The organism is Azospirillum sp. (assembly GCF_035628975.1).
GTDB lineage: Bacteria > Pseudomonadota > Alphaproteobacteria > Azospirillales > Azospirillaceae > Azospirillum.
In genome coordinates, this window is sequence record NZ_DASPIS010000081.1 from 119,733 (window position 1) to 134,303 (window position 14,571).

10 protein-coding genes are annotated in these 14,571 nt (G+C 69.3%); 3 read left to right on the forward strand and 7 right to left on the reverse strand.

Translation table 11 applies throughout. The features are described from left to right. The first annotated feature begins 67 nt into the window (after nucleotides 1-67). Nucleotides 68-1,330 (forward strand): allantoate amidohydrolase, encoded by a 1,263-nt coding sequence (locus VD964_RS17800; protein ID WP_324869848.1) that lies wholly within the window; start codon nucleotides 68-70, stop codon nucleotides 1,328-1,330. A 13-nt stretch (nucleotides 1,331-1,343) separates the two neighbouring features. Further along, a complete protein-coding gene (locus VD964_RS17805) occupies nucleotides 1,344-2,594 on the forward strand; it encodes a M20/M25/M40 family metallo-hydrolase (protein WP_324869849.1) in 1,251 nt (416 codons plus the stop codon). Between the two features lie 43 nt (nucleotides 2,595-2,637). Here VD964_RS17805 and VD964_RS17810 read toward each other — a convergent pair whose 3' ends face one another. The 7 genes from VD964_RS17810 to VD964_RS17840 form a co-directional block, all read right to left on the reverse strand. After that, nucleotides 2,638-3,345, reverse strand: a complete 708-nt coding sequence (locus tag VD964_RS17810) for a hypothetical protein (protein WP_324869850.1) — start codon at nucleotides 3,343-3,345, stop codon at nucleotides 2,638-2,640. A gap of 229 nt (nucleotides 3,346-3,574) precedes the next feature. Continuing rightward, nucleotides 3,575-5,350 carry an alpha/beta fold hydrolase gene (locus VD964_RS17815; protein ID WP_324869851.1) on the reverse strand — a complete coding sequence of 592 codons (1,776 nt, stop codon included), beginning with the start codon at nucleotides 5,348-5,350 and terminating at the stop codon, nucleotides 3,575-3,577. Next, nucleotides 5,347-7,851 (reverse strand): glycoside hydrolase family 2 protein, encoded by a 2,505-nt coding sequence (locus VD964_RS17820; protein WP_324869852.1) that lies wholly within the window; start codon nucleotides 7,849-7,851, stop codon nucleotides 5,347-5,349. The genes VD964_RS17815 and VD964_RS17820 overlap by 4 nt, the downstream gene beginning before the upstream one ends. 6 nt (nucleotides 7,852-7,857) lie before the next feature. Then, nucleotides 7,858-8,814, reverse strand: a complete 957-nt coding sequence (locus tag VD964_RS17825; RefSeq protein WP_324869853.1) for a DUF1839 family protein — start codon at nucleotides 8,812-8,814, stop codon at nucleotides 7,858-7,860. After that, the gene (locus tag VD964_RS17830) at nucleotides 8,814-9,740 is read right to left on the reverse strand and encodes an amino acid--[acyl-carrier-protein] ligase (RefSeq protein WP_324869854.1); all 927 of its coding nucleotides are present in this window, start codon (nucleotides 9,738-9,740) and stop codon (nucleotides 8,814-8,816) included. The genes VD964_RS17825 and VD964_RS17830 overlap by 1 nt, the downstream gene beginning before the upstream one ends. Beyond that, nucleotides 9,737-10,930 carry an acyl-CoA dehydrogenase family protein gene (locus VD964_RS17835; RefSeq protein WP_324869855.1) on the reverse strand — a complete coding sequence of 398 codons (1,194 nt, stop codon included), beginning with the start codon at nucleotides 10,928-10,930 and terminating at the stop codon, nucleotides 9,737-9,739. The genes VD964_RS17830 and VD964_RS17835 overlap by 4 nt, the downstream gene beginning before the upstream one ends. Further along, the gene (locus VD964_RS17840) at nucleotides 10,927-11,274 is read right to left on the reverse strand and encodes an acyl carrier protein (RefSeq protein ID WP_324869856.1); all 348 of its coding nucleotides are present in this window, start codon (nucleotides 11,272-11,274) and stop codon (nucleotides 10,927-10,929) included. Before VD964_RS17840 ends, VD964_RS17835 begins: the two co-directional genes overlap by 4 nt. A 590-nt stretch (nucleotides 11,275-11,864) precedes the next feature. Here VD964_RS17840 and VD964_RS17845 point away from each other — a divergent pair. Beyond that, nucleotides 11,865-14,552: a methyl-accepting chemotaxis protein gene (locus VD964_RS17845; RefSeq protein WP_324869857.1), complete on the forward strand. Its 2,688-nt coding sequence runs from the start codon at nucleotides 11,865-11,867 to the stop codon at nucleotides 14,550-14,552. The last annotated feature ends 19 nt before the right edge of the window (nucleotides 14,553-14,571 follow it).

Below are 14,571 nucleotides of genomic sequence, written 5' to 3' on the forward strand. Positions count from 1 at the left end.
GGCCAGGTGGCGGCTTCGGCGTATAACCGGTGCCATCATCCCGAACCCTCTGCAGTCCGGAATCCCGATGCCCGTCTCCCCGTCCTCCCCGTCGCCGCTGTCCGGGCCGGCCCTTCTCGAGCGCATCGACGCGCTGGCGGCGATCAGCGCGGAAGAGGGACGCCTGTCGCGCCTCTACCTGACGCCGGAACACCGCCGCGCCAACGACCTCGTCGCGCAGTGGATGACGGCGGCGGGGATGGCTGTGCGGGAGGATGCCGTCGGCAACATCATCGGCCGCTACGAGGGCGACCGGCCGGGCCTGCCGGCGCTGCTGATCGGCTCCCACCTCGACACCGTGCGGGATGCCGGGCGCTATGACGGCATGCTGGGCGTGCTGACCGGCATCGCCGTGCTGGCGGATCTGCACGCCCGTGGCCGCCGCCTGCCCTTCGCCGTCGAGGTGATCGGCTTCGGCGACGAGGAGGGCACGCGCTTCCAGTCCACGCTGATCGGCAGCCGCGCCATCGCCGGCACCTTCGACCCGGCGGTTCTGGAGACGCGCGACGCCGCCGGCACGCGGCTGGCCGATGCGATGACCGCCTTCCGGCTCGATCCCGCCGCCTGGGCCACTGCCGCCTATGAGCCGCAAGCCGTCCTGGCCTATGTGGAACTGCACATCGAACAGGGGCCGGTGCTGGAGGCGCTGGGCCGCCCGGTCGGCGTGGTCACCGCCATCGCCGGCGCCACCCGGCTGGCGGTGACGGTGGAGGGCATGGCCGGGCATGCCGGCACCGTGCCGATGACCCTGCGCCGCGATGCGCTGGCCGCTGCGGCCGAGATGATCCTGGCGGTGGAACAGCTCTGCTCCGGCCAGGAACGGCTGGTCGGCACCGTCGGCCGGATCGAGGCGTCGCCCGGCGCCACCAACGTCATTCCCGGCAAGGTCCGCTTCACCATCGATCTGCGTGCCGACCGCGACCCCCTGCGGCTGGAGCGGGTCGGCGCCGTCCGCGCCCGGCTGGAGGCCATCGCCGATGCCCGCGGCGTCGCCATCGGCTTCGAGACCCTGCATGAAAGCCCGGCCGTCGCCTGCCACCCGGCGCTGATGGCGCAGTTCGCCGCCGCGGCATCCGCCGAAGGACTGGACGCGCCGGAGCTGCCGAGCGGCGCCGGCCACGACGCCATGGCGGTTGCGGCGCTGACCGACATCGCCATGCTGTTCGTGCGCTGCGAACGCGGCATCTCGCACAATCCGGCCGAACGCATCACCGCCGCCGATGCCGAGGCTGGCGCCCGCGTGCTCGCCCGCTTCGTCGAAAACTTCCAGCCTGCAACCTCCCTTCCGTGACGGACCGCCTGCCATGACCGACCTGTCCCCCTCCCTCGCCGCCCCCCTGGCCACCACGCTGGACGAGGCGGTGAATGCCCGCTTCGACGAGGAGGTCCGTTTCCTGGCGGAGCTGGTGAAGGTGCCGTCCGACAATCCGCCCGGCGATTGCGCCCCACACGCCGTCCGCGCCGCCGAACTGCTGGAGGCGATGGGCTTTACGGTCGAGCGACATCCGGTGCCGGCCGAACTGGTGCGGGCGAACGGCATGATCAGCGCCACCAATCTGGTCATCCGGCATCGTTTCGGGGATGGCCCCACCGTAGCGCTGAACGCCCATGGCGACGTGGTGCCGCCCGGCGAGGGCTGGTCGAGCGATCCCTACGGCGCGGAAATCCGCGACGGCGTGATGTACGGCCGCGGCGTGGCGGTGTCGAAATCGGACTTCGCCACCTACGCCTTCGCCCTGCGAGCGCTGATGGTCTCGCAGGCACCGCTGAAGGGCACGGTCGAGTTGCACCTGACCTATGACGAGGAGGCCGGCGGCGAGATCGGTCCGAAATGGCTGCTCGACCAGGGCATTTCCAAGCCGGACTATGCAGTGTCGGCCAGCTTCGCCTATTCGGTGGTGACCGGTCACAACGGCTGCCTGCATCTGGAGGTGCAGGTCGACGGCAAATCCGCCCACGCCGCCCGCCCCGACACCGGCCATGACGCGCTGGAGGCTGCGACCGGCATCCTGGCGGCCCTCTACGCCCACCGGCCGGAACTGGCGACCCGCCGCTCCAGCGTCGCCGGCATCACCCACCCGTCGCTGACCGTCGGGCTGATCCAGGGCGGCATCAACACCAACGTGGTCCCCGACCGCGTCACCTTCCGCCTCGACCGCCGCATGATCCCGGAAGAGAACCCGGCGGAGGTGGAGGCCGAACTGCGCGGACTGATCGAGCGCGCCGCCGCCGGGCGCGAGGGCATCCGGGTCGCCATCCGCCGCATCCTGCTGGCCCGGCCCTTCCGCTCGGTCGGCGGCGCGCCGAGGCTGGCCGCTCTGTTCGCGGCCCATGCGCAGGAGGTGTTGGGCGTTCCGGTCGGCCAGAACGGCATCCCGCTCTACACCGACGCCCGACATTATTCGGAGGCCGGCATCCCCACCATCCTCTACGGCGCCGGCCCGCGCGACCTGCTGGAAGCCAACGGCCACCGCGCCGACGAAAAGCTGGTGCTGGAAGACCTGCGCAAGGCGACCCAGGTGGTTGCGCGGTCTCTGGCGGAACTGCTGGGCTAAGAGGCATCCTACGCTGCTGAAGGGATCCGGCCCTTCAGCAGCTTTACTGAGCCGGGAGTAAGACGGATCCCCGCTGTACAGGGGCAGGACGCGTGCGCATCACAATGGGCAAAGTGCTGTGATGCCTTACCCGATCAGCGGTATGGACGCAGCGAAACCCAATGAGACGTATGATTATCGTATGCAGATTTGATAAATCTTCTTTGAAGATTGGTTCATAATGGGCCACCCGGTTCCGCAACCACCTTATCCTGTTCACCAAATCGGCAACGTCGCCGCGCCGCGTTCCTGCTGGAAGGTAAGGGAAAGTCGCATGCAATCCGGTTTGCCAGATCGGGCGATCATATTTTCCTTTGAACAGTGACGCCCAAAAGTCGAACGACAATCCCGCCACGATGCGTCCCGTGACCGGCACATATTTCGCCTTGACAATGCGCCCTCTCACACGATCTAAGTTCGCGCCGCTTTCTTCTCCAAGCACGGAACGGAACCGTTCGCTTGTCGGCCACTCCGGACCATACAAAGAACAAAGACGTTCGTTTACAGAATTGCGCAATGTCACTTCTGCGGTTTGAAGTGGCAGATGTAACGCCTCAGATAATTTTGAGTTCCAGACATATAGCTGTATGGCATGCCGCTTGTCGAAACCAGCGGGTTTTAGATAAGTCGCGAACCGATCGCTGGATATCGTCGCTTCCAACGCATCAACCACATTATCTTTGTAATCAAAAATGAGTTGACTTTCTTCCACTTGGACACCATTCTTTTCCCTGTAAGTCGTGAGGCCCCTCTGCCGCAAGGTATGCGCCCACGACACAGATAGAGCCCCAGGACAGGCGTGCCGCGCCTCTCCTGGGGTTTCGCTTTTTCGGCCCAAACAGAATAGCTGATAATATCTCCGGTAGCCAACGGCGCCGAACGATCAACTCATGGCGTGACCCGGCACACGGCGGATTCCGATTGCTTGCAACAGATCGCCCCTACCCCACCCGCTCCCCCGACGGCAGCCCGAGCCCCCAATCGGCCAATCCGGAGGCGGCCGGATCGGTGGTGGCGGTGTCGAGGCTCGCCAGATGGCGGTCGATCAGCAGGTTCAGCCGGTCGCGCGCCTCCCACACCGTCAGGCTGTGGTCGGCGCGATCAAGATAGACGAGTTCGATGCCGGCCAAGCCGTCCAGGGCGCGGCCACCTTCGCCCAGATGCAGATAGAACTCGGCCAAGGTCATGTCGCCGCTGCTGTAGACCAGCAGAACCCGGCGGCCTTCCGCGGACAGGCGGCGGAACATGCGCAGCGCATGGCGGGTCAGGCCGGTACGGATCAGGACCTTGCGGACGAAGCGGCCGGCCAGACGCTTGGCCAGCCCCATCACCCGGGCGCGCTTGCGGAAGCTGGCGCGCAGCCGGGCCGGCTTCAGCGCCTCCAGCAGATATTCGGTGGTGGAGCGGAAGGCGACCGTCCGCATCAACTCCGACACGGCGGTGCCGTCGCCCAGCTCGAACCGTCCGGGATTCAGCGCGATCTGCCCGACCACCCGGTTGTCGCCCAAACCGGCATGCAGGGCGGGTGTCCCGCCGGCACAGAGGCCGATGACGACGACCCGCGCATGCCCATGGGCTTGGAGCCAGTCCAGAGCCGCCCGCACGTCGCCGATCCCGTCCCGGTGGTAGAGCAGGTTGTCGGCGATGCCCGGCCGGCCGGGGCTGTCGCCGATCCCCGCGGCGTCGATCCTGAGCGAGCAATAGCCGCGCGCCGCCAGACGGCGGGCTTGCACCACGGTCGCACGTCCGGACCCGACATGGTGGGTGGCGCCGCTGTTCAGGAACAGGATGGCCGGCCGGCTGCCGGCGGGGTCGGCCAGGACCGGCGTGCAATAGATGCCGAACAGCTCCGGATCCTTGCCGAAGAAGACCGGACGCTCGACCGCCGTCGTGGTCATCAGCCCGGCCGGGCGGTCCGGCGGCGGGGTCGCACCCATAGTGATCGGTCCGGCGGCGATCCAGCGCAGGACCGGGTCGAACACCGCGGCGGCCTGGGCGCGCTGCGGCTGCTGGACCATCTCCAACATGCCGCTGATGCCCATCGGCTCCGCCACCGCGCCCATCGCGCGCCAGCGGGCCGCCAGCTTCACCGGCGTCTTCGCATCCGGACGGTCGGCGATCAGGATGCGTGGAGCCGGCGGCTTCGGCTGGTCGCAAGGGGCAAGACCGCTCAGCGCCAGTGCGGTCTCCGGTGTCAGCGGCATGCCGATCACGTTCAGCCAGGATGCGCGTTCCGGCGGTTCCGGGTTGCAGACCGGGCGCAGCACCATGGTGGCCAGCGTTTGCAGCTCGCGCACCGCCTTGCGGCCGGAGGTGATCGGCGCCAGCAGCGCCAGCGCATCCACCCCCTGGCCTTCCTCCGCCAGTTCCAGCGCCGCCGCGGTAGCCAGAAGCGAGCCCAGGCGGAAGCCGACCAGAGCCAGTTCGGTGACGCCGGTGTCCTCGCGCAGGCGGCGCACCGCCGCCTTGACGCCGTCCAGCCACGCGCGCACCCGGTCCGGCTCGCTGTCGTCGCCGGCGGAATCGCCGGAGCCCGGATAGTCGAACCGCAACGTCGGCAGCCCGGCGGCAGCCAGCTTCTCCGCGAAGGTCTTCCAGGCGCGGTGTACGCAGAGTTCCTCATGCCCGTAGGGGCCGCACAGCACCACCCCGCGCAGGCCCGGCGCCGGGTGCAGCCATCCGAAACAACCCTCGAACACCATCGGTGTCGGCTTCATGCGTCCCCCCTGTAACGGACGGGCGCCATCGCGTTCAGCGCATGGACCTCCCCATCCGGCACCCCATCGCCCGCGCCGGTACGCGGCCGCAGACGGACCACCCGCTCGACGCCGGGGGACAGGTGAAACCAGGCATCTTCCGCCCGGAACCGCCCGTCCTCCACATGCACCGAACAGGCAAGCCGCCGGGTCGCAAGCCGCAACGCCCAGTCGTCCCCCTGCCGCTCCACCACCGCAGTCAGGCCGAGATCCGCGCGCGGCAGCGAGCGACCCTTCGGGAAATAATGAGACTCATCAACTGGTTCCGCTTCCCTTTCAGCCAACAGCAATTGCGCCGACACCACATCGTGTGGGATCGGTCCAAACCTGTAGGTGTAAGTCGTGTCAAAAAAGCGGTCGGTCATCCCGGCGGCCGGCAGGGTGACCGCCGCCCGCGCCGGCAGCGTCACCGGCCGCTCCGCCTTCAGCACCGGAAGCGTCCCGTCGCGCCAGGCCGTCAGCCGCAGCAGCGCCTCCACCGGCCGGGCGGTGTCGTTGACCAGATGCACGGCCAGACCGTTCACCCCCTCGTCGGTCAGGATGACGCGCAACGGACGGAAGGCGCGTTTCAGCGCATGCCAGGCCGGCTTCGGCGTGCCGTCGGCGGCGACCACGCCCCAGCCGGCGCCCGGCCAGGGATCGCGCCATTGCCAGACCAGCCCGCCGGCACAGCCGGACCCGGCACGCCGCCACTCGTCGAACACCGCCTGCATCACCTCCCCCGTCACTGCGCGGGACAGGCGGCGGTAGCGGTCGGGCTCCTCATGGCGCAGGCGTCGCGGATCGACGCCGTAGAGCGCCTCCAGATAATGCTCCCGCACATCCTCGAAGTCCCAGGAGGCGCCGGGATCGCGCGGCACCCGCTCCTTCCAGCGGGGATGATGGAGCGCCGGGACGCCGAGCGGGTCGTCCTCCGGCAGGTTGGCGAAGGCGAGGCATTCGCTGGCGAAGCGCACGTCGGCCCTCCGGGCATCCTCCAGCGGCCTCATATAGGCGCCGACACCGTAATAATGGGTCACCCCGGCATTGGCGACGAAGGGCAGCGGCCCGCCGCTGGGGGAGTTCGCAATCTGGATCAGGTCGGGCCGCCGCGCAGCCGTCTCCTCCGCGATCACTGCCGCCAGCGCTTCTTGCGTCCAGACGGCGCGGGGCAGGCCGAGCATGGCCGCCTGCTGTTCCATCTCGCTGCCGCCGCACAGCACGGCCAAGGAGGGGGAGGCCTGGGACCGGTCGAGAAGCTGCGCCATCTCCGCCCGCACGCCGTCCAGGAAGGCCGGGTCGGTCGGGTAGTCGAAATTGGCGAACATGGCGTCCTGCCAAACCAGGATCCCCAACTCGTCGCACAGTTCGAAAAACGCATCGTCCTCATACAGCATGGTGCCGCCGACGCGGACCATGTTGGCCCCGGCGTCGCGCATCCGCCGCAGTTCGGGCTCATAGGCCGCGCGGTCGGACGGCAGGCCGACCGGATCGACCGGCACCCAGCAGCCGCCGCGGCAGAACACCCGTTCGCCATTCACCAGCAGGGCGAAGCCGTTGCCGTCGGGTCCCCGGTCCACCGCCAGCGAACGGAAGCCGACGCGCCCCAGATCGACCTCCACGACGCCCCCCGGCGCACCGATCCGGGCGACCACGTCGTGCAGCACCGGTTCGCCATGGGTGTGCGGCCACCAGGGCTCCACCCCCGGCAAGGTCATGTCAGCGTGGAAGGCGTCGATGCCGTCGAACCGGAGCGGAGCCACCTGCCCGGCGACCTCCACCGAGCCGGTCATGCCGGTCCCATCCGCCTGCCGGGCGCCGTCCACCGTCAGGCGCAGCGACAGCCGACCGTCGCGCCCGTCATAGACGCTGCGCAGGTCGGCGCCCAGCACACGGATGGGGCCGGTCTCCTCCACCAGTTCCACCGGACGGTAAGGGCCGACCGCATGGACCGGCGGGCACCAGCCCGGCATATGGCCCAGCAGGGTCGTGCGGACGAAGCGCAGCGTCGCCGGCTCGGCCAGCTTGGGCCGCCAGCGCGCACGGCCCTTCCTCGACGACGCCAGGGCTGCCAGCGCCGGATGCAGGGCGTGGAAGCGGATGGAAAGCTCCGCCTCCCCGTTCAGCGTCACCGGCACCTCGTGGGCGAGGAACATGCTGTCGGAGGTCAGGATACGTTCCCCGTCCAGCCGCACCTCCGCGATGGTGGCGAGGCCATGGAAGCGCAAGCTGCGCAGACCCTGGCCGGTCAGCCGGGTACGGTAGACGATATCCTTGTCATGCAGCGGAAGCGGATCGTCCAGCGACCACAGCCCGGCCGCCTGCAGGGCCTGCGCCGCCGTTCCCGGCACTGGGGCAGCCACTGCGTCAGCCACTGGGGCAGCCACGCCCTCCCCCGCGCCGCCGGGCGGCAGCAGGGTCAGGTCCCATCCCTCCGTCAGCGCGGTGATCCGCCGTCCCGTGACCGATCGGATGCGCGCCATCGCCGGTCACCCGTAACGCCGGGCCAGCGTGCCCAGGACGGTGTCGTAGGCCCGCTCCATCCGGTCGAAGCCGTCGGTCAGGTCGGGCGCCTTGCGCCGGGCGACCGTGCGGGCCAGCTGGAACTGCATCGCCTTGGCGCCCTCGGCGATGGTCCGGCAGGCCTCCTCCGCCTCCGCGGGTCCGTCGAGCCAGCGGGTGTGGGCGCCCAGCAGCTCGAAATTGGCGCCAAGCTGGCGCAGCAGGTTGAAGGCGTAGAGGTGGAAATACTCCATCGGCCTGGACAGCAGCCGGTCAAGATGCTCCGGGAAAGCGGCGCGGTAGGCCGCGATGGGGTTCGCCGCCGGCCGGCGCGCGAGGTGGCGGCGCAGAAGCGCCAGTGATGCGTCCATCAGCGCCCGGCCTTCCAGCGCCGGCTGGGCCGGCTTCACGAACTCCACATAGGGGAACAGCGGCCCGGCCGCCGCCGCGGCGACGCCCTCGTAATCGGCCCCATCCAGCCGGTGGAAACCGGCATTGTGGAAATAGTCCATCGTCCGCGCCGCCGGGTCGATGCGGACGATGCCGACCGTCGTCTTGACATGGGTGGTGCCATAGGAGGTGCCGCGGGTGTCCGGCAGATGGAAGCCGTCGACTTCGACCAACACCAGCCCACCGTCCGGACTGCGGTTCAGCTGCTCCGCCACATGGGTTTCGACGCTGTCGTAGATCGCCAGCTCCTGCACGCGCAGGCCGTACAGCGTCTCCAGATCCTCCAGCGGCACCTTGAAGAAGGTGAACTGGTCGCCCTCGAAATCCTGGGTGACGGTAAAGCCCAGCATCGCCAGCGGATCGAGCCCGCGGGCATGCAGCGCCTCGACCCACAGATCGACGTAGCAGTTGGTCTCCAGCCAGATCCGCTCGCCCAGATGCAGGGGATGGCGGTCGTGGCCGTCGGGCTGGTGCCGGGTCCACATGGCGCCCATCAGCCCCACAGCACCTTGCGGACCGCCGCCGGCCAGCCGGCCGGGTCGAAGCCGTGATGGCGGAACAGCGCAAGCGCCACGCGCTCCATCCCGAAGCCGACGCAGGCGGTGTGGGCGACGCCGCCGTCGGCGGTGCGGATGTCCCAGATATGGCCGAAATGGTCCTGGTGATAGTTGAAGCTGAGGCAGGCGGTCGGCTTCTCCGTGCTGGTGACGGGGATCAGCAGCTCGAACTTCAGCTTCTGTTCGCGCTGGCTGCTCGACAGCATGGCGCCGGCCCGGCCGAAGAAGGGATCGTTGGCGACGTCGATGTCCAGCGGCACCTCCAGCGAGGCCATCATTTCGCGGCCGCGCTCCAGCCACCGCTCGCGGAACTCCACGACCTGCTCGGGCGTGCCGATGCGGATGTATTCGCGCATGCGGAACATCTGCATGCGGGCGGGGTCGATCGACGGCTCGTGCCGGAAGCAGTAGGAGAAGACGTCGATCAGCCTGCCGTCACCGGGCAGCGCGCCGCGCCGGGCGATGGTCGGATAGACGGGATAGCAGGCGGCCGGCGTCATCACCACGTCGGTCGCGACCTGATCCTCGGTCCAGTCCTGCCCTTCCTCCAGCCGTCGCAGCAGGGTGCGGTGCGCCTTCTCGTCGCCGCCGAAGCTGTGGATGGTGCCGGCCAGATGGGGAAAGCTCTTCAGATACTCGCTTTCCTCGAAATACCGGCGGTTCAGGGCCGGCGGGAAACGCATCACCTCCGCACCGTCCTGCCCGCCCCAGCGGGTGACCAGCGCGTCGAAGCGCTCCACCACCTCCTCGAACAGGCCGCTGCGGCCATAGAGGCCGTCCACGCCGGTGGGGATCAGCAGGCCGGCCGCCACCAGCTCGTCGCGATAGGCCGCCTGGGCCGCCCCGATGTCGACCATGTTCATTCGAATGGCCCCGACCCGTCCCGCTGGACGAGAAGCTGAGTGGCGATGTGCGACATGATCCGGTCGTTGCCGATCATGAGCGCGGCGGAGTGGGCATCGCGCAGGTGGCGGCCCAGGCTGTAGGGCGTGTCGTTGCGGTAGCCGGCCAGCCCGCAGGTGCGGATCGCCGCCTCCACCACCTCGCGCACCAGTTCGGACGTGGTGACCTTCAGCGTGCCCATCGCGGTGGCGAAGGACAGGGTGGTGAGCAGTTCCGGCGAGCCGCAGGCCAACTCGTACTGGCGGATGGCGGTCAGGATGACCGTCTTCATCTGCTGCAGCTTCGCCGTCGCCTCGGCCAGCCGCACCGCGCAGGGCGGGGTGGTGCCGGGCTTGCGCCTGGCCTCCGACCGGACGAAGGCGCGGGCGCGGCTGACCGCATCGGCGGCAATGCCGAGCCAGGTGCTGCTCCACAGGATGTGGGTCACCGGCAGCATGGTCTGGGCCGACAGGTCGGCGTAGGGCAGCGGCAGGATCTGGTCGGTGACGCCCGCCGCCTCCAGCCGGTAGCCGTCGGAGCAGGTGCCGCGCATCCCCATCGCATCCCACAGCGTCGTCTTCTCCAGCCGGTAATCGTCACGGGTCAGCACCACCAGCACCTGATCCGACGACGGGGCATCGGGATTGCGGCGGGCGGTGACCAGGATCACGTCCGACTGGTCGCCGTAGGAGATGACTGAGGCGTTCTTCGCCAGTGTGAAGCGGCCGTCCCCGGCCCCCCGATCCGCCTCGACGGCGCAGACGCTGTTGCGGATGTCGCCGCCGGTTTCAGCCTCCGTCGTGGCGGAGCCGAGAAGCAGCTGTTCGGCCGCCATGCGCGCCATCAGCTCGCGGTGCCAGCCGTTGCTGCCGTGATTGACCAGACAGGCGACCTGGATCTGGTGCATGGCATAGATCATGCCCGTGGCGGCGCAGCCCCGGGCCAGCGCATGGCAGGCCGCCGCCACCTCGAACAGCGAGGCGCCGCCGCCGCCGAGATCGGCCGGCACCATGGCGCCCAGCAACCTGTCCCGGCGCAGGGCGTCGAACGCCTCGGCGGGGAAGCGGCTCTCCCGGTCCACCGCGTCGGCGTGGCGCGCGGCGATGTCCGCCCCGATGGCGCGCGCGCGGGCCGAAAGGCTCGGAGCCGCGCCGGCCGGGGCGGCGTTCACGCCTCGCCCCCATCGATCAGGCCGCGCACCGCGTCGCGGATCGCCGCGATGCTCTCGAAGGTGCGGCGGTTCAGGAGCTTTTCCGGAAACTCGACGTCGAACTGCTCCTCCAGCCCCAGCATCAGACCGACACAACCATGAGAGGTAAGACCGGCGGCATAGAGATCGTCATCGACGGCGAGCCTGCCGGCATCGACCGCCAGTCCGCCGCATTCGGCCAGGACCGAACGGATAGCGGCGATCATCCCGTCATCTGCACCGCCACCGGCGGTGGGGGGAAGCCCGGCACTCCCGGCCGCTTGGAGCGACGGGTTGGGGAAAGGCGGGCTGGCGTCCTGCGGCATTCTCGAAATCCCTCGGAAACTTGCTGATCCCAAGCTAGCCACGCCACCCCGGTGCTTCCACTCGGCATCGGTATGGCCGTCGGGCTATCCAAGTGATCGCTTTTTCTCCGGTAGGGGTAAGCACAGGGATAGCGTTGGTCGATGGTCCCGATGCCTTTGGTGTTGCCAGTTCGGACCATGACCCACCGGCCTAGGCCTGGGCTTGACCGGAGCGGGTTTTGTGCAGCCGACACCATCTGGACCGCGACCGCCGAGTCCGAACGGATATATGACCCACAGGTAACACACTTTCTCGCCTGCGAAATTTTTCCACCACGGCTGCACAGACATTCCATCTGATGGAATGACCTGTAATCTCTTTTCCTGTCAGTGGAAATTTAATTGACGGGAAATCCTCCGCTCGAAAACCATGCAGGAGCCGGTGTGACCGATCGCCGCAAGAACCTCTCGGTACTTGCAGAACCAAGATTGCATTCAATGCAAACTTGCGGCCGATGGGAGCCGCCGGCGCCCGGGTGGAGCGCAGCCGCCGCCTCCGGGTGACAGCGATCACACCCGCCCCCACACTCGCCCCGAGGGGACCCGACGCCATGTCCACCGCCGCATCTGCCCTCCCCCAGCACGTTTCAGGACCGTCCGGCAGCAATCCAAGCCCGGGCAACCGGCGCCGCCTCGGCGTCCGGGCGAAGCTGCTGCTGGCCTTCGCCGGCATGGCGGCGATGACGGTGGCGGCCAGCGCCGTCGGGCTGATGTCCTTTTCCGCCGTCGAACGGCCGATGGCGCAGATCGCAGACACCAGCCTGCCGGAAATGGAACTGGCGACCCGGCTGGCCGGCGAAAGCAGCCGCATCGCCACCGCCGCCCCAACCCTGGACGGCGCCGGAAGCCAGGAGGAACGCGAGCGCATCCAGGCCGACACGCGCGAACGCTCCCGCGCCTTCCTGGCGCTGGTCGACGAGCTGGCCGGGCGCCGCCCGCAGGACCCGCTGCTGTCGGAGGTGCGGGATACCGGCAACGCCCTGATCGCCACGCTGGATCGCGTCAACGACGGGGTCGCCGCCCGCCTGTCCCTGCGCGACCGGCGCGAGACTGCGTCGGCCAAGCTGGCCCAGGCCTATGACGGCTTCCTCAAGACGCTGGCGCCGCTGGTGGAGGGCGCCGGACAGTCCCTGCAGGACAAGGGCATGGCGCTGGACGGCGGAACCGACAGCGACATGGGGGCGCTGTCGGACGCGGTGCGGTCGATGATCGCGCTCTACGACCTGCGGGGCGGCATCGCCGCTGCGCTCGACGCCATGAACCGGTCCGGCACCGCGCCGGACGCCAAGACCATCGGCGAGCTGCAGCAGGCTTATCTGGAAGCCTCCTCCCAGGTGACGGGCACGCTCGGCACGCTGGGCGACCGGCTGCCGGCCGATATGGCGGGGAAGATCGACACGCTGTTCCTCTTCGGCTACGGCAAGGACAACGTCTTCGAGCTGCGCCGCGCGGCGCTGGACGGCCCCAGCAACAGCGGCGGGAACAGCGGGGAGAACAGCGGCGGGGCCGTTGACCGGCGGCTGGCGGAAAGGCTGGGCGCGGCGCGGGCGCAGGCGGCGGGCCTGCTCGACGGGCTGAAGGTGCCGCTGCGCAAGGTGCAGAGCGACATCAAGCGCACCAGCTTCGACGTCCGCTCCCGCATCCAGGAGTCCACGCAGGATCTGCTGGGCCCCGGCCTGGACCGTTTCCGCACCCATCTGGAACTGTCGACTCACGGCACCGCCCTGGCCGGCGCGCTGAACGAAGCGGCGCAGGCCGCCGACGCCACCCGGCTGGCCCTGCTGGAAAAGCGCTTCATCACCGAGGCCATCGCGCTCGACCAGCGCATCGTCAAGCTCGCCGATACCGATAAGGGCGAAGGCGCCGAGGATGCCGCCGGCAACGAGGTCATCAGCGCCCTGGCCAAGGCGCTGACCGCCTTCGGCCGGGGGGAAGACGGCATCGTCGCCCTGCGCCGGGCCGAACTGGCGGCCGTGGCCGACACCGGCCGGGTCCTGGCGGAGAACCGCCTGCTGTCCCAGAGCTTCGCCGCCACCGTAGACCGCCAGATCGCCGCCATGCGGGACGAGGCCAAGGCCGCCGTCGCCGGTACCGACGGCACCATCGCCGCCGGCCGAAACATGCTGATCCTGTTCGCCGTCGGCAGTCTGGTCGGCGCCGCGGCGCTGGCCTGGCTGGTGGTGGGACGCCACATCGTCGCCCGGCTCAGCGCGCTGTCCGACGCCATGCGGGCCATCGCGTCCGGCGACCTGAACGCATCCATCCCCGCCGCCGGCACCGACGAGATCGGCGACATGACCCGCGCGCTGATGGTCTTCCGCGACACCGCCAACGAGGCCAGTGCGGCCAACGCCCGTGCCGAGGCCGAACGCGGCCGTGCCGCCGGCGAGCGCCGCCGCGCCATGGTCGAGATGGCGGAGAATTTCGAGACCAGCGTCCGCGGCGTGCTGGACCGCGTGGCCCAGGCCGCCGGCGAGATGCAGGACATGGCCGAACGCATGACCCGCAGCGCCGACCTGACCGCCGGAGAGGCGACGACCGCCGCCGGCAGCTCCCAGCAGGCCGAAGGCAACGTCAAGGCGGTCGCCGCCGCGACGGAGGAGCTGTCGGCCTCCATCCAGGAGATCGGCAGCCAAGTCCACGCCTCCAGCCAGATCGCCCGCAAGGCGGCGGAAGAGGCCGAGCGCACCGACCGCACCGTGGAAGGGCTGGCCCAGACCGCAGGCCGCATCGGCGAGGTGATCGGGCTGATCCAGTCCATCGCCGGCCAGACCAACCTGCTGGCGCTGAACGCCACCATCGAAGCCGCCCGCGCCGGCGAGGCGGGAAAAGGCTTCGCCGTCGTCGCCAGCGAGGTGAAGGGGCTCGCCACCCAGACCGCGAAGGCGACGGAGGACATCTCCGCCCAGATCGCCGCGATGCAGTCGGTGACGCAGGAGGCTGTGGACGCTATCCGCTCCATCGCCGGCACCATCCGCGAGGTGAACGAGATCGCCGCCACCATCGCCGCCGCGGTGGAACAGCAGAGTGCGGCCACCCGCGAGATCGCCCGCAATGTGGGAGAGGCAGCGGACAGCACCCAGCATGTCCGCGGCAACATCGACTCCGTCGCCGACGCCGCGCGGGAATCGGGCGAATCAGCCAACCGCGTTCTGTCGGCCTCCTCCACCGTGCAGGGCCAGCTGAGGACCCTGTCCGGCCAGGTCGATGCGCTGGTGGGAGAGATGCGGGCGGCCTGATGCGGGTACGGATGCCGAG